Source organism: Ectopseudomonas composti (genome assembly GCF_900115475.1).
Classification (GTDB): Bacteria; Pseudomonadota; Gammaproteobacteria; order Pseudomonadales; family Pseudomonadaceae; genus Aquipseudomonas; species Aquipseudomonas composti.
In genome coordinates, this window is record NZ_FOWP01000009.1 from 1 (window position 1) to 17,053 (window position 17,053).

Annotated in this window: 4 protein-coding genes and 1 pseudogene; 2 read left to right on the plus strand and 3 right to left on the minus strand. The window is 61.4% G+C overall.

All coding sequences use genetic code 11. From position 1 onward, the window contains the following. Positions 1 to 301: pseudogene (locus BM059_RS25830) on the plus strand (IS481 family transposase); the annotation flags it as partial. 230 nt (positions 302 to 531) lie between these two features. On the opposite strand, the gene BM059_RS16335 reads toward BM059_RS25830, so the two are convergent. The 3 genes from BM059_RS16335 to BM059_RS16345 all read right to left on the minus strand — a co-directional run bounded on the left by BM059_RS16335 (position 532) and on the right by BM059_RS16345 (position 5,497). Next, positions 532 to 1,890 carry an HlyD family type I secretion periplasmic adaptor subunit gene (locus BM059_RS16335; RefSeq protein WP_037002444.1) on the minus strand — a complete coding sequence of 453 codons (1,359 nt, stop codon included), beginning with the start codon at positions 1,888 to 1,890 and terminating at the stop codon, positions 532 to 534. A 12-nt stretch (positions 1,891 to 1,902) separates the two neighbouring features. Beyond that, on the minus strand, positions 1,903 to 4,053 hold the full coding sequence (locus tag BM059_RS16340) for a type I secretion system permease/ATPase (protein WP_139220749.1): 2,151 nt from the start codon (positions 4,051 to 4,053) through the stop codon (positions 1,903 to 1,905). 88 nt (positions 4,054 to 4,141) lie between these two features. Further along, positions 4,142 to 5,497, minus strand: a complete 1,356-nt coding sequence (locus BM059_RS16345) for a TolC family outer membrane protein (RefSeq protein ID WP_037002440.1) — start codon at positions 5,495 to 5,497, stop codon at positions 4,142 to 4,144. Positions 5,498 to 5,945: 448 nt separating this feature from the next. On the opposite strand from BM059_RS16345, the gene BM059_RS16350 reads away from it, so the two are divergent. After that, on the plus strand, positions 5,946 to 17,006 hold the full coding sequence (locus BM059_RS16350; RefSeq protein ID WP_074940069.1) for a retention module-containing protein: 11,061 nt from the start codon (positions 5,946 to 5,948) through the stop codon (positions 17,004 to 17,006). Positions 17,007 to 17,053: the final 47 nt, after the last annotated feature.

Consider the following 17,053-nt stretch of genomic DNA (forward strand, 5'->3'; position numbering starts at 1 on the left):
CGAGTACAACCACTACCGTCCGCATGAGGCTCTGGACCAACGGCCGCCCATAGAACGCTATCGGCCCAGCCCACGTAGCTACCCGGAACAACTGCCAACAATCGAGTACGAGCCGGGAGACCACGTGGTGAAGGTACGTCGGACCGGGCAGGTGTATTTCAAAGGGCTCAACGTCTTCGTCAGCGGAGGTTTATACGGGGAAAGGGTCGCCATCCGCCCCACCGCCGAAGATGACGTCTACGATGTGGTTTTCATCCGCAAAACGCTGCGTCAGATAGACCTGAGGCAACGGGCAACATGATCATCAACCTGTTACCCATGTCCCCCGACAGGTGTTTACCATGTCCCCCGGCTGAACACCGCGCGCACCAGGTGTTTGACGATTTCACGGTATCGGTTTTGGCTCGGTGCGCATGGCTTAACCTGCGCTGCTGCGTCAGTCGCGTAGCCCGGATGCAATCCGGGATTGATTGTCGAGACGTAGAACCTCCCCGGATTTCATCTGGGCTACGCAGCGTGTACGGCAGGTATTCAACGTTCGCGCATGGCTTCCGAGCGTGCCTTGAGCACGGGCTTGAGCAGGTAGGCCAGCACGCTTTTCTCGCCGGTGATGATGTCCACCGTAGCGACCATGCCGGGAATGATCAGCAACGGATGCTCTTCGCTGCCCAGGTGGCTTTTGTCCGTACGCACCTGAATCAGGTAGAAGCTGTTGCCTTCCTCGTCGGTGATGGTGTCGGCGCTGATCAGCTCCAGGTTGGCCTTGAGGCCGCCGTAGATGGTGTAGTCGTAGGCGGTGAACTTGACCATGGCCTTCTGCCCCGGATGCAGGAAGGCCACGTCCTGCGGCCGAACCTTGGCCTCGATCAGCAGGCTGTCGTCCAGCGGCACGATTTCCAGCATGTCGCTGCCGGGCTGTACCACGCCGCCGATGGTGTTGACCTTGAGCTGCTTGATCACCCCGCGCACGGGTGAGGTCACGGTGGTGCGGGTCACCTTGTCCTGAATGGCGACGCTGGTGGCGGTGATCTTCTGCAACTCGGTGCGCACTTCGTTGAGCTCCTTGAAAGCGTCGGAGCGAAAGCCCAGTTCGGATTCCTCCATCTTGCTCCTGATCTCGCTCATGGCCGCTTCGGCACGCGGGATGGCCAGGTTGGTGGCTTCCAGCGAGCCGCGCAGCTCGACCACGCTGCGGCGCAGGCGCAGTACCTCCACTTCGGAGATGGCGCCGGAGGCCACCAGCGGTTGTGACATGTTCAGCTCCTGTTGCAGCAAACCCAGGCTGGAGCGGTACTGCTGGGCCTTGGAGCGGAATTCGGCAAGCTCCTGCTCCTTCTGCCGCAGCTGTTCGCTCAGGGTGCGCTGTTCACTCTTGAGGCGCTGCTGGCGTGAGCGATACAGGGCCAACTCGTCTTCGGCCAGCTGTGGGGCGGTTTGGGTGATCTCTTCGGGTAGAGCCAGCTCGCGTCCTTCGGCTTCCGCGCCGAGCCGCTCCAGGCGCGCGACCAGCGCCAGTCGATCGGCCTCGGTTTCGCCGCGGTTGGACAAAAAGCGCGTGTCGTCCAGGCGCAGCAGCGTATCGCCCTTGTCCACTACCTGACCTTCACGCACGAAGATCTCGCTGACGATGCCGCCTTCGAGGTTCTGGATCACTTGCACTTTGCTTGAGGGGATGGCCTTGCCTTCACCCGTGGTCACCTCTTCCAGTACGGCGAAATGCGCCCAGACCAGTGCGCTGAGCAGGCAGGCGCTGACCGCCCACACGGTGATGCGACTCAGCCAGGGCGAGTCCTCGAGGATAGCGCCTTCCACTTCCGGCATGAATTCGGTGTCCTGGCGTTTCTCGCGCAGGCCGCCGAAGTAGTTGCCGAGGCTCTGGGTCATGGGCATCTCGCATCGCTCCTACAGGCTGGCTGGGCCGACGCGGCCCTTGCGCAAGGCTTCGATCACGGAGTCTTTCGGCCCGTCCGCGACCACATGGCCGTTGTCCAGCACGGCCAGGCGATCCACCAGGCTGAGCATGGAGGCGCGGTGGGTGATCAGGATCAGCGTCTTGCCCTGCACCCATTTGTGCAGACGCTGGCGCAGCAGGTCTTCGCTGGTGTTGTCCATGGCGCTGGTGGGCTCGTCGAGCACCAGAATCGGCGGGTCGAGCAGTAGCGCGCGGGCCAGCAGCACGGCCTGGCGCTGGCCGCCGGAGAGCAGTTGGCCGCGCTCGCCTACCGGGCGGTCGAAGCCCTGCGGATGCTGCCGCGCCAAGTCGACCACACCGGTCAATTCAGCGACTTCGAGCATGCGGGCATCGTTGATGTAGCGGGCACCGAGGGTCAGGTTGTCGCGCAGGCTGCCGGCCAGCAATGGCAGGTCGTGGGCGACGTAGCCGATCTGGTGGCGCAGGTCGGCGACGTCGATCTGCCGCAGGTCGAGGTTATCCAGCAGGATCTGGCCTTCGTCAGCGCTGTAGAAAGCCATCAGCAGTCGTGCCAGGGTGCTCTTGCCCGAACCGCTGCGGCCGATGATGCCAAGACGTTCGCCAGCGCCCAGGCGCAGGCTGATGTGGTTCAGTGCAGGCGCGCTCTGGCCGGGGTAGGTAAAGCTGATCTGACGGATGTCCAGAGCGCCTTTGAGTTGGGTGCGGTCCAGCGGCCGCTGCTTGTCCTGGCGCTCCTGCGGCAAGGCCATCAGCGCGTCGGTGCTGGTCATGGTCAGGCGCGCCTGCTGGTAGCGGGTGATCAGCCCGGCAATCTGCCCCAGCGGCGCGAGGATGCGACTGCCAAGCATGTAGCAAGCCACCAGCGCGCCGACGCTGAGGTGGCCGGCGATGATCAGATAGACCCCGGCGACGATGGTGGCCATGCCGGCGAACTGTTGCAGGAACAGCGTGCCGTTGGTGGCCAGCGAGGCGAGGAATTTTGCATGACCGTCGAGGCGGGTGAGGGCGCCATGGGTTTGCTCCCATTGGTGCTGGCGCTCGCTCTCCGCGCCGCAGGCCTTGAGCGTTTCCAGGCCGCCGAGGGTTTCGATCAGCAGCGCCTGGCGTTGCGCGCCGAGCTGCAGACTCTTCTGCACCGTGTCACGCAGGCGCACCTGGATGATGTAGGCGAACAGCGCGGTGATCGGGAAGGCCAGCAGCGGGATGAACACCAGCGGCCCGCCGATCAGGCCGATCACCAGCAGCATCAGCAGCGAGAAGGGCAGGTCGATCAGGCTGGTCAGGGTGACCGCGGTGAGAAAATCGCGCAGCCCCTGGAAGTCATGGATGCTCTGGGCAAAACCACCGATGGTCGCCGGTCGCGCTTTCATCGACATGCCGGTGATGCGCTCGAACAGGGTGGCCGAGAGCACCACATCGGTCTTCTTGCCGGCGGTGTCCAGCAGGTGGGCGCGCAGCACTTTCAGCAGCAGTTCGAAGCCGGTGCCGATCAGCAGACCGACGGCCAGTACCCACAGCGTCGAGGTGGCCTGGTTGGGCACTACGCGGTCGTAGGTCTGCATGACGAACAGCGGCACCATCAGGCCCAGCAGGTTGATCAGCAGACTCGCCAGCACGGCATCGGTGTAGAGCCAGCGCGACAGCTTGAGGGTGTCGCGGAACCAGGCTTCGATGCGCGGCACCAGCGGCGTACGGGCTTCTTCCAGTTCGTGTCGCGGGCGGGCGAAGAAGGCCTGGCCGCTGTATTCAGCAGCCAGTTGTTCGCGGCTGACCCATTGTTCGCCGCCATCCGTTTCGCAGGGCAGGATCTGCGCCTGCTGCTTTGGCCCCCACTGGCGCAACACGGCGCTGCGGCCATCCTTGAGCAGCAGCAGGACCGGCAGATTGAGCGCTGAGATGCTCGCCAACTCGCGCTGCAGCAGGCGACCCTGTAGCCCCGCCCGTGCCGCTGCACGCGGCAGCAGGTCAGGACTCAGGCGCTGGGCCGGCAGGGGCAGACCTGCACTCAGGCTGCCACGGCTGACCGAGCAGCCGTGCAGCCTGCAGAGGATCAACAAACCATCCAACAACGGATCGTCGTGACTGAGCCGCGGATCACTGGCCGGCCCTGTTCGTTCCATGGTGGTCAATTTCTACTACTCCTCAGAGCCTGTGCCAGGTTTGCTGCGCGTCGGCCCACGTGCATTCGCGTGGGCCTTCGAGCCGCGCCTACTTCATATCTGGCAAGCGTGCTTCGCTCTTCACTTCAGTGAGGGCTACCGCTTCTGCCGGGACTACGACCTGTTGCTGACGCAGCAGATCACCCATGGCCGCGACGACGCGGTACATCGAGAACTCCTCGCCGTAGCGAACCTCGGTGTAGCGGCGGTTGGCGGTGAACAGTTCGTTTTCGCTGTCGAGCAGATCGAGCAGAGTGCGTTGGCCCAGGCTGAACTGCTGTTGATAGGCCTCGCGGACCCGTGAGGTGTAGTCCGCGTAATCACGTGCCTTGGGGGTTTGCAGGCGCGCGTTCTCCATAGCGTTCCAGGCCAACGAAAGGTTTTCGTTGAGTACGCGCAGAGCGTTGTTGCGGATGTCCATCGATTCGTTGATCTGGTGCGCGGCCGATTGCAGCCGAGCCTTGTCGCGCATGCCGTTGAACAGGTTGTAGTTCATCACCACGGCGGCTCGCCAGGTGTTGTAGTGGCCCTCGTCACCCTGCACGTTGTCGTTGGCGTTGGTGGCCAGCTCCAGGTCGAAGCGCGGGTAGAAGGGCGACTTGGCGACCTCGTACTGCTTCTCGGCGGCGTTGACGTCCGACTGTGCCGACTTCAGGAAGGGGTTGTTGTCCATCACGGTCTGGCGAGCGGCGAGCAAATCGGCCGGCATGTTGCCCTTGACCGTGGCGGGTGACTCCAGCTGATCCGGCAGGCGACCTACGGCGCTGAAGAAGTTGGCTTCGGCATCGGCCAGGTTGACTTCCTCGGTGTAGAGGTTGTTTTGCGCCAGGGCCAGGCGGGCCTCGGATTGATCAAGGTCCGCGGTGCTGCCGACGCCCTGACGGCTGCGCATACCGATCTGATCGTTGATGCGCTGGTGGGCCTGCAGGTTGTTGCGCGCCAGGGTGACCATTTCGCGCCGCATCAGTACATCGAGATACACCTCGACGGTACGCAGCGCCAGGCTTTCGGATGTACCCAGCAGGCGATAGGCGCGGGAGTTGACCACTGCTTGCGTACGCGCCACTTCGTTGGGCGTATTGAAACCGTCGAACAGCATCTGCCGCAGGCGCAGCTCGGCATCGCGGTAGTTCAGGGTTTCCTTGTTGTGGTCACCGAGGGCGCGGGTACTGGGGCTGTCGGTGCTTTCCCGGCCGTAGCCGACCAGCAGGTCGACAGTGGGTAGATAGCCGCCCTTGGCGAATTTCACATCTTCATCCGATGCGAGTCGGCTATTGGCGGCAGCGTGGATTTCCGGGTGGTTATCCAGGGTGCTCTGAATCGCTTCCGAGAGATTCATGGCTTGCGCCTGACTGCAAACAGTCGCCAAAAGCATGGCGCTCCATAGCGGGGTTAAGGTGCGCATTGGCGTTTCTCCTGACTGAAGTTCTTATCCTGTCGCCATAAAAATGGCGTTTTTTCCTGTCAAACCGTTTCAGGCTTGTAACATCAGAGCTAAGAACAACTTTTGGAGAACCTAAGATGTTTTTTTCACAACCTATATTCAGAAAAAATCTTATGAACTCTGCGAAAAGCAGCACATTGTTTGAACCTGTGAGCTGCGCAAGTCCTCGTTTCCCGTGGGCTGCGCAGCTGAAATGGGTTGTCAGGCATCAAAAGGGCGGGGATTCATCTGATGGAGTAGTTCGACGCATGCTGTGGTGACATTTTTTTGTCAGTAGCGTTTTTTAGGATTTTGCGCCGTTCCATTTCAATCAGCTGTCTGGTTTCTCTCCTCGGCTTCGAAAAGGTGCTCTGACCCTTTCGGTAGGTACGTGTCGGCGGTGGTCGGCAGCTGTAGTGAGGATGGAATCATGGCTACTCTTATTGGTGTCGTCAGTCAGGTTGTCGGCGAAGTGTTCGCGGTAGCGAGCGATGGATCGCGCCGGCCAATCAGTGAAGGTGATCGTGTCTATGCCGGTGAGCAACTGGTCACCGGAGTATCAGGTGCAGTTGCAGTCGCCATGAGCAACGGGCAGCAACTGACACTGGGACGTGACAGCAGCATCACCCTCGATACGCAGATGATCGCGGACCGCGGCGAGCCCCAGGCACCCGTCGCCGAAACCCCACCGACTGCTCCCAGCGATGACGACCTCACCGATGTCGAGCGCCTGCAGGCTGCCATCGAAGCGGGTGACGACCCGACCCAGCAAGGTGAAGCCACAGCGGCGGGCCCTGGCGCTGGTGCCGGTGGAGCTGGCGGCGCAGGTGGTGGCCACTCGTTCGTGATGTTGGCCGAGGTGGGTGGGGCACTCGATCCGGTGATCGGTTTTCCCACTGCTGGCCTGCCGGGTGGGCCGGAGTTTCCGGACGCGCTACCCCTCGCTACTGCCGACCCTGAAGTGGACGGCATACCCACTGGAGGCACTGCCTCGAACGCGGTCGACGAAGATGGCTTGCCGGACGGCATCGTCGGTGGTGTGAACGATCTGGATGGCGAGGCTACGTTCGTCACCGGCGTGCTCGGCTACAGCTTCGGGCCCGACGGCCCGGGCACGTTTACCTGGTCGACCGCTGGCCTGGCGGACATGGGCGTCAGTTCGAGTGGTACGCCGCTGACCTATCAGGTAAGCACGAATGGCTTGACCCTGACCGCCTATGCTGGGGAAACGCTGGTATTCGTCGCCCAGGTCACCAACCTGGCGACCGGCGCCTACCAGTTCGAACTGTTCGCGCCGCTCGATCACGCCGCTCCGCCACTTGGCGGCAGCGACGAAAACGACATCCTGTACCTGTTCAATTACACCATCACCGATGGTAACGGTACGCCGGCCAGCGGCAGCCTGAGCATTCTGGTCGACGATGATAGCCCTGCGCTGGTAGGAGGTGAGGGGGAGCGCCCATTCGTCAGAGGGCTGGTGCACGAGGACGCACTGAGCACTGGCAACGCTGAGCCCGGTAGCCTGCCTGTGCAGACTCATCAGGCCATAGGTGAACCCGGCACTCTGGATGCGCTGGTCAATTTCGGTGCCGATGGTCGCGGTGGCTTCCAGCTGAGCACCGACCCTGAGGCGCTGGCCGATCTGCAGGCATTAGGGCTCGAGTCGGGTGGCGATCCGCTCGTGTATTCCGTTTCGGCGGATGGCACCACCCTGACTGCTATCACCGAGACGGGCGGAACTACAATTTTCACCCTAGTGGTGAGCTCAGATGGTGGCTACGTCTTCACCCTGCAGGGGGCGATCGATCACCCTCGTGCCGACGGTGACGATTCCGAGCGTCTGGGCGACGACAGCCTGGCATTGGACTTCTCCAAACTGCTGGTCGCCACTGACTACGATGGTGATGCGGTTCCCGGTGGCTTCAATGCCGGCAGCTTCGTTATCGACGTAGAAGACGACGTACCGGTGCTGGTCGAGGATGGTGTCGAAAACTGCCTGACCCTGACCTATCAGGGCGGTGATGCTGGATACAGCAACAGCTATGGCTACTACATCAAGGGGGCGGAGGGTGTTCCGCTCAGTGGCCAGATCATCTGGAGCAATACCTCCGCTCTCAGTGAGGGTAACTCGGTGAGCCTGCACGGGCTGGATCCGAGCGAGGTGGGCTTCTTCATCATTCCCAATGGCGCGGCCAATGAAATTGCCAATGGCGCCGAAGTGACCTTCCAACTGATAGATGGCCAGTGGCAAGCCTTCATTGGGGACATGCCTTTGGTTGGCGAAGGCGGTGCCAACATCGTATTCGACAACCCGGCGCTCAACCCTGGTGGCAAGTCCCATGTCGAGGACAACGGCGCACCGGGCAACCAGAACTGGGAGGACATCAACGCCGGTGGCGACAACGATTACAACGACGTCAACATCCAGACCACATGGACGACCAAGGCGCCGGTCGGTGGCACCGTGCATGAAGATCAACTGGAAACGCCGCATCAAGGTAATCCGGAGGCTGGTCAGCGTTTGCTGATCAGTACAGATGGCGGTGCTGGTAGCCTGGCGGCACTGGTCAAGTTCGGTGCTGATGGCCCCGGCGCATTCGGCCTGGCAGACAGTGATACGGTGACTGATGCGCTCGCTGCCCAGGGCGTCAAGTCGGGCGGCCAGGTATTGGTCTACAGCATCAGCGAAAGCCTCGATGACGATGGCAACCTGCTCAGCACAACACTGACCGCCACGGCGGCCGAAGAACTGGGTGGCTACCCGGTTTTCACTCTGACGGTGAATGCCGATGGCAGCTTCAGTTTCGAGTTGCAGGGGCCGATCGATCATCCGCGCGCCGACGGCGACGACAGCGAACTGTGGGCGTCCAAGGCTGGTATCGGTATCGACTTCACCCAGCTGTTCACTGCCACTGATGGCGACGGCGATCCGTTGCAACTTCCCGAGGGTGCGAAAGGCCTGTTCGTCATCAATATTCAGGATGACGTGCCGCTACCGGCCCAGCCCAGCCCGCAACAGCCGGTGGTCGGTGGCTTGGTGCACGAAGATGCCTTGGGTAATGGCAATGCCGAACCCGGCAGCGAGCCGCAGCAGACCCTTACCGTAGAAGGCGGGGCGCGCACGTTGGATGCGCTGGTCAACTTCGGTGCCGATGGTCGGGGCGGTTTCCATCTGAGCCAGGAGCCCGGCGCGCTGTCCGGTTTGCAGGCGCTCGGCTTGACCTCCGGTGGCGTGGCGCTGTTCTACGCCGTGTCGGCGGACGGCACGACATTGACTGCTACTGCGGGTGACGGTGGTAGCCCGGTATTCACGCTGCAAGTAGGTATCGATGGTAGTTACCTGTTCACGCTCAACGGTGCGTTGGATCATCAGGAGGCGGATGGTGTCGACTCGGAAACCTTGGGTGACAACAGCCAGGCGCTGGATTTCTCCGGAGTGCTGGTCGCCACTGATGGCGATGGCGACCCCATCGCCGCAGGTTTCCCGTCTGGCAGCTTCGTCATCGACGTGGAAGATGATGTACCGATTCTCAAGACCCTTGACCCGCAGCAGCCTGCTCTGGGCGGTACGGTACACGAGGATCTGTTGACCAGCCCGAACGCGGGCAACCCGGATGGCGTTACACAAACGCTGGTTGTCAGTACCGAGGGTGGTGCCGGCAATCTGAGTTCACTGGTTTCCTTCGGTGCCGACGGTCCCGGTGCATTTGGATTGGTCAATAGCGACGACGCCACTGCATTGCTGGACGCTCAGGGGCTCACCTCGGGTGGGGAAAGTCTGCTCTATGAGGTGGTTGAAATCCGCGTCGACGGCAAGCTGGTCAGCACCACGCTGACTGCGGTTTCCGCCGATAGCCTAGGCAATTATCCGGTGTTCACCCTGACGGTGAATGCCGATGGCAGCTTCAGTTTCGAGTTGCAGGGGCCGATCGATCACCCGGTGAACGACGGCAATGACGGTGAGTTGTGGAGCAACGATGGGGCTTTCGGCATCGACTTCACCCATCTGTTCACGGCCACCGATGGCGATGGCGACCACCTGCAGTTGCCGGAGGGCACCACGGGGCTGTTCGTCATCAATATCGAAGATGATGTGCCGGAACTGGTAGTGAGCGAGCCGGAGTATTGCCTGACCCTGACCTACGAGGGGGGCGATGCGTCCTATGCCAACAGCTATGGCTACTACATCAAGGGCGTCGATGGCGTGCCGGTCAGCGGTGTGCTGATTTGGGCCGACACCACGTCGCTCAGCATTGGCAGTAGCGTCACGCTGGAAGGTCTTGATCCCTCCAGTGTCGGTTTCTTCATCATTCCCGATGGTGGTGCCAATGGTGTCGCCAATGGCGCCGAAGTCACCTTCGAACTGGTGGATGGCCAGTGGCAGGCTTTCGTCAACGGTAACCCACTGGCCGGAGAGGGAGGCGCATCGATCGTTTTTGACAACCCTGTGCTCAACCCTGGTGGCAAATCCCACGTGCAGGACAACGCAGCGCCGGGCAACCAGAACTGGGAAGACGTTAACGCCGGTGGCGACAACGACTACAACGACGTCAACATCCAGGCGACCTGGGGCATCAAGACACCACCGGCCATTGGTGGCACGGTGCACGAGGACAAGCTCGACAGCCCCAACCCGGGTAATCCGGAGGGCGGTCAGACTCTGGTGATCAGTACGGCGGGGGGAGCCGGTACGCTGGCGTCGCTGGTGGCATTCGGTGCCGACGGGCCTGGCAGTTTCGCTCTGGTCGACAGAAACACCGCTGCCACGCTGCTCGATGCCCAGGAGCTGACCTCCGGCGATGAGGCGCTGGTCTATACGGTTAACGAAAGCTTCGATGACGACGGCAATCTGCTCAGTACCACGCTGACCGCTTCGGCCGCCGATGACGTTGGTGGTTATCCGGTATTCACCTTGGTGATCAATGTCGATGGCAGCTTCACCTTCACCCTGCAAGGGCCTATCGACCATCCGCAGGCCGATGGCAACGACAGTGAACTGTGGTCGAACGATGGTCAGATCGGTATCGACTTCACCCACCTGCTGGCCATCACCGATGGTGACGGCGATCCGCTGAACATCCCCGAAGGCGTTGGCGGCTTGTTCGTGATCAATATCGAGGACGATGTGCCGACCCTGAGCCTTGGGGTCAATACTCAGGCACTGGCTCAATTGGACGTGGCGTTGGACGAAACCCGTGGCAATCAGGATCGTTACGCCGCCAACGATAACCAGAGCCAGGGCTACGTGAACGACGACAATGGCGCGTTGGCCAAGGTTACCACTCAGCTTGCCGGTGGCCTGACCTCGCTGTTCACCATCGGTGGGGCAGCTGGGGCTGATGGCGAGGCTTCGCTCAACGGTACGCTGAGCTTCTCCGGAGTACCGCCCCAGGGGCTGGCCACCAGTTTGTCGGCCACCAATGGCGGTGCCATCCGCCTGTTCGTCGACCCGGCCAACAGTCAGATGGTCAGAGGTGTCGATGCCACTGGCGATACGGTCTTCACCATCGCCATCGTCACTGTCGATGGCCAACCGCAGCTGCAGACCACGCTGTTCGAAGCGATCCGTCATCCGGACAACGATCAGCGTTTCGACGAAGCGGTCGATCTACTGATCAAGCACCAGGGTTCGTTGCAGCTGCAGTATCAGGTCACCCTTGTCGACGGTGATGGTGACGCCGTGACCCGTACCGCGAAGGTCGAGCTTGCCGGCGGCAATTCGTCCTACTTCTCCTTCCAGGATGACGGCCCGAAAGTCGTCAAGTTCGAGCTGGGCCACAGCGTCAAGCTGTACGTCGACGAGTCCGTTGGCACGGGTGGCTCAAGTCAGAACGAGCCCGGTCATGCTGCGCCGAATGACGAGCAGGGCCACGGTAATGTGCTGGGTTACGCCCGGATCGACGGCGACAAGCTGTTCAAATTGATCGCCGATGGTGGCTCGGATGGCCTGGACAGTGGCCGTACCCGCTTCTCCCTGAGCCTCGCCAGCAATGGCGTGGACTCCGGCCTGAATGCCACGGCCGGTGGCGACATCCTGCTGTACAAGGAAGCCGATGGCAGCATCCTGGGTAAAGCCAATGGCGTTACGGTGTTCAAGATCAGCGTCAATACCGCTGACGGCAGCGTGACCCTGGTGCAGTACAAGGCCATCGCCCATGGCGATACCAGCAGCCATGACGAGTTGGCGCTGCTCAAGGATGGCGTGCTGAAACTGAACGTGACGGTCTATGACAAGGACGGCGACCCGCAGAGCGCCAGCCTGGATCTGGGCAAGGTTGTCGGCTTCGAGGACGACGGCCCGAGAATCACCAAGTTCGAGCTGCAGCATGGCACCAAGCTGTACGTCGACGAATCGGTGGGCACCACCGGTTCCAGCCAGAACGAGAATGGCCATGTCGCGCCGAACGATGAGCAAGGCCATGGCGATGTGCTTGGCTATGCCAGCATCGACGGCAAGGATCTGTTCAAGCTCACGGTGGATGCAGGCTCGGATGGCCAGGACACCTCGCGTACTCGTTTCGAACTGAACCTGAGCCAGGATGGTGTGGACTCCGGGCTGGATGCCACCGCAGGCGGTGACATTCGCCTGTACAAGGATGCCGACGGCAATGTGCTGGGTGTGGCCAATGGCGTCACGGTATTCAAGGTCAGCGTCAATGTCGGCAGTGGCAGTGTGACCCTCGTGCAATACGAGGCCATCGCCCATGGCAATACCAGCAACCATGACGAACTGGCGCTGATCAAAGGCGGCGTGCTGAAACTGAACGTGACGGTCTATGACAAGGACGGCGACTCCCACAGCGCCAGCCTGGACCTGGGCAAGGTAGTCGGCTTCGAGGACGATGGCCCCTCCGCAGGGATCACCAATGCTGCCTATGCGCTGGACGATGAAGGCCTGCCCAATGGCATCAACGGTGGTGAAGGCGATGTGACTGGCGCGAACACCACTGTTACCGGCACGCTGGTATTCGACGCCGGTTCCGATGGCCTGCGTGGTATCGCCCTGTCCGGGCCGAGCGTATTGGGCACCGAGAACGTCACCTCGACCTGGAATGCCGGCAGCAAAACGCTGACTATCAGCAGTGCCGCGCGCGGCCCGCTGGTGACCGTGGTGTTGACCGATCCGGCGCTCGGCAAGTACGAGCTGCAGTTGCATCAACCTCTGATGCATCAGGCAGGCCAGGATGAAAACGACATCACGCTGCAGATCGGCTACACCGTGACCGACGGTGATGGTGATACCGCCACGGGCAAACTCGTGGTTACGGTCAACGATGACACACCGACTATTCAGGCTCTGCAGCCGGGCTTCGAGTCGCAGGCTACTTTCCTCGGCAGCGATGCCGGTTATCAAAACAGCTATGGCTATTACTCGCGAGATGCCGACGGCAATCCATCCGTTGGCAAGGTGATCTGGGCTGATGTGAAGGCGCAGGTGGCAGGCGCCACCTTCGATCTTGATGGGCTCGATCCGAGTGAGATCGGCTTCTTCATCATCCCCAATGGTGCAGCCAATGCTGCGCTGAGCAATGGTGCCGAGCTGACCTTCGAGCAGGATGTTGATGGCAACTGGCAGGCCCTGCTGGGCGGGGTGCCACTGACTGGCGCTGGTGGTGCCAACGTGCTGTTCGACCGTGCCGAGTTCAACCCGGGCGGCTCGCATCTGCAGGACAACGCCGAACCAGGCAACCAGAACTGGGAGGATCTCACCGACGCTCCCGACTATGACTACAACGACGTCAATACCAATGTTACCTGGGGCATGCCGCTGCAGGTGGACGAGACCTATCTGGGTACGCCGGATGCAACCGTCAGCCGCAACTTCAGCTCGGCCTTCAACGGCGAGTATGGTGCCGACGGCCCTGGCTCTCTGGTCTATCAACTGGTGATCAAATCGCCAGACTCCGGGCTGGTCGATACCGAGAGCGATGAAGCGGTCAAGCTGGTGTTCAACGGTTCGGTGCTGGAGGGCCGTACCGAAACCGGTAATGAGCTGGTCTTCACCCTGAGCGTCGACGCCGCAGGACTGGTGATCCTGACGCAGATGAGGGCCGTGGTTCATCCCACCGCCCAGCCGGATGAGTTGCACCTGCTGGGCAGTGACAAGATTGGGCTGCAGGCAACGATAACCGATGCCGACGGCGATCAGGCCTCGTCCAGTATCGACCTGGGTCAGGTGCTGGGCTTCCGTGATGATGCGCCGATGGCGGTCAACGATGAGATTGCCGGTGAGGTCTCACGCACGGCAGTTGATCAGGTCGTCGGTAACATCAACGACCTCACCGGCAACGACAGCTTTGGCAACGATGGCAAGGCCAGCGTCGCACCGGTGCAGATCATCGGTCAGGGCAGCCAGGGTGGCACGCTGGTCATCGATAGCAGCGGCAATCTGGTCTACAGCGCCGGCAGTGGTGCCAGCGCCGGTGCGGAGGTGTTCACCTATCAGATCACCGACGGCGATGGCGACGTTTCCACGGCCACCGTGACTCTCACGCTTGGCGGCAATGACCCGGTCGGCGGCCAGGCTTCCGGCAGCGTCGACGAGGATGGCTTGACCCATGGGCTGGCCGGAGGTCCCAACGACCTGGCTGGTGAAGCCACCACGGCCAGTGGGCCGCTCGGTTATCAGGTGGACAACTTCGGTGGTTTCGCCTGGGATGCCAGTGGTCTTGGCAGCCTGTCTTCAGGCGGTTCGGCGCTCAACTATCAGCTCAGTGCTGATGGCAAGACGCTGAGTGCGTTCGATGCCGGTGGCAATCCGGTCTTCACCCTCAGCCTGACCAACTCGGATACCGGGCAATACAGCTTCAAGCTGTTCAAGCCGCTCGACCATCCGGCACCAGACGTCGATGGTACGGCAGACGAGAACGACCTGAACCTGGCCTTCTCCTACACGCTCTGGGACTCTGCTGCGCCTTCGGCTCCGGCCACGGGTAGCCTGACGATCACGGTGGATGACGACTCGCCGGCCACGCCCGACGACATCGCCAAGTCTGCCAGCGAGCCGCAAGGCATCCAGACCAACCTGATGGTCGTGCTGGATCTGTCCGGCAGCATGGACGACGCCCCGTCGGGTGTCAGCGGTTTCAGCAGCAAGCTGGCGCTGGCCAAGGATGCCGTGCAACGTCTGATCGACAGCTACGACAACCTCGGTGACGTGATGGTACGCATCGTGACCTTCTCCAACAGCGCGAGTGCTGTGGGCAATGTCTGGATGACCGCCGCCGATGCCAAGGCCTGGCTCACTGACCTGGCCAACAACGCCGGCAATGGCTCGACCAACTATGACGATGCGCTGATCGAGGCGATGAATGCCTACGATTCATCCGGCAAGCTCACCGGCGCAGAGGTACAGAACGTTTCGTACTTCCTCTCCGATGGTCAACCAACCCTGTCCAATGCCAACCCGGGTAGCAACAACAGTGGCAGCCAGTACAACCCGGAACTGGGCGATGGCATCGGGACCGGCGAGGAAGCGGATTGGATCGCCTTCCTCACGGCCAAGGACATCAAGTCCTATGCGCTGGGTATGGGGCTGGGCAGTGACCTCGACAAGACCTTGCTCAACCCCATCGCCTATGACGGCAAGGCGGACGTCAACACCGATGGCATCCTGGTCTCCAACCTCAATCAGCTCAACGATACCCTGCAGGGCACGGTGACCGGTACGGTGATCTCCGGCAACCTGATCAGCGAAGGCAGCAATGGTTTCGGTGCCGATGGTCCGGGCCTGCAGCCGATTGCCGCGATCACCCATAACGGGGTGACGTATACCAGCGAGTCGGCGGCCTACGATGCCACGAGCCATACGCTGACCTTCACCACCGCAGGCGGTGGCTCGTTCAGCGTCAACCTGGTCACCGGGGCTTACAGCTACAACTTCAATGACGATGTCGCCGAGGATGTGACGGATACCATCCGCTACACCCTGATCGACCGGGACGGCGATGCAGTGTCCGCTGACCTGAAGCTGACCGTCACCGACAGTAGCGAGGTTTATGCCTACGACAACTACAGCCAGGCCATCGTCGGGCAGACATGGGTCACGCCCGATCCGGTAACCAAGGTACTGGCAGACTTCTCCAGTACCAGCAATCCGGCCTCGTCCGGGCCTAACTACAACCCCTGGATATTCGATACCAACGACAACGGCAACGTGAGTGGTAATGAAACCACGGTGATTACGCAGGCCGATGTAATGGCTGTGGCGGGCAGCAAGTGGGGTGTTACCGCTGTCAATTCGTCCAATGGTGTCAGTGTGCAGAGCAATGCCCTGCAGCTCATCGACAGCGATCGTAGCGCTGGTGTCAGCACCAAGGCTGCCACACCGACCTTCGAGGTAGCTGAGGGCAGCACGGCCACGGTGTCCTTCGACCTGGGCAGCATCAGCAACTTCAGCAGCAGCGGTTCTGGAGACCAGTTCACCTGGACCTTGTACAAGCAGAACGGCAGCGCTTGGACGCTGGTGCAGAGCGGCACCCATGCGTCCAGTAACTCGACTACCGTCACCAGCAATAGCGTGGGCGAGGGGACTTATCGCCTCTACTTCGAGGTCAATGATCGCACCAACAACAGCAACAGCTTCCGTGTTCGGGTGGACAACATCACCCTGATCACCGTAGCAGCTGCGATGCTGGTCGATACGGCCACGGCGGTGGCGGGCAACGTGCTGACAGATGCCAACAACTATCTCTACAGCGATCACCCATGGGGCGCGGTGGATAGCAAAGGCAGCGAAGGGGCGGTGCTCAGCGTGCTGGATAACGGCAGCTATGTGGCGGTGAGCACCTCGAAGACTATCGACGGGCAGTGGGGCAGCCTGCTGTTGCACAGCGATGGCTCCTACACCTACACGCCGGACCCCGACTACGCCAACCTGGGCAAGGAGGATGTCTTCACCTACCAGCTGACCCAGCCCGATGGCGACGTCAGCACGGCGCGTCTGGTGGTCGGTATCGGCTCGGGGCCTGCACCGCAGCCAAATGTGGTGATGGGCCACGAGGCGCTCAACGACACCTTGCTGGGCAGCGAAGGCAGTGATGTGCTGCTGGGGCTGGGCGGCAACGATACGCTCCATGGTCTGGGCGGCAATGATCGCCTGGAAGGTGGTGATGGCAATGACACCCTGATCGGCGGCAAGGGCAACGACATCCTCATTGGTGGTGCCGGTAACGACACCTTCGTGTGGAACGCTGATGATCGGGGCGGCAACTATCACGACATCGTCAAGGACTTCGGCAATGGCGACGACAAGCTGGATCTGTCGCAACTGTTGCAGGGCGTCACTGATGCAGGCAGCGCCGACGTGTTGACCCAGTATCTGAGCTTCGACTTCGTCAGCGATCCGGGCAGCACGGTGATCAACGTCGCCAGCGCAGGCAGTGGCACGCCGGTGGATCAGACCATTACCCTGGAAAATACCGTGCTGTCCGGTGGTAATGCGGCGGATATCATCCAGGGCATGCTGGACAACGACCAGTTGGTCGCCTGAGGCATTGAGTTGAAACCGTCGGCATGTAGCCGGCGGTTTCTCAGACA

Excerpts from the sequence above, each read along its gene's own strand:
- BM059_RS16335 (WP_037002444.1), bottom strand. The coding sequence starts at position 1,890 with ATGCCCATGACCCAGAGCCTCGGCAACTACTTCGGCGGCCTGCGCGAG.
- BM059_RS16340 (WP_139220749.1), bottom strand. The coding sequence starts at position 4,053 with ATGGAACGAACAGGGCCGGCCAGTGATCCGCGGCTCAGTCACGACGAT.
- BM059_RS16345 (WP_037002440.1), bottom strand. The coding sequence starts at position 5,497 with ATGCGCACCTTAACCCCGCTATGGAGCGCCATGCTTTTGGCGACTGTT.
- BM059_RS16350 (WP_074940069.1), top strand. The coding sequence starts at position 5,946 with ATGGCTACTCTTATTGGTGTCGTCAGTCAGGTTGTCGGCGAAGTGTTC.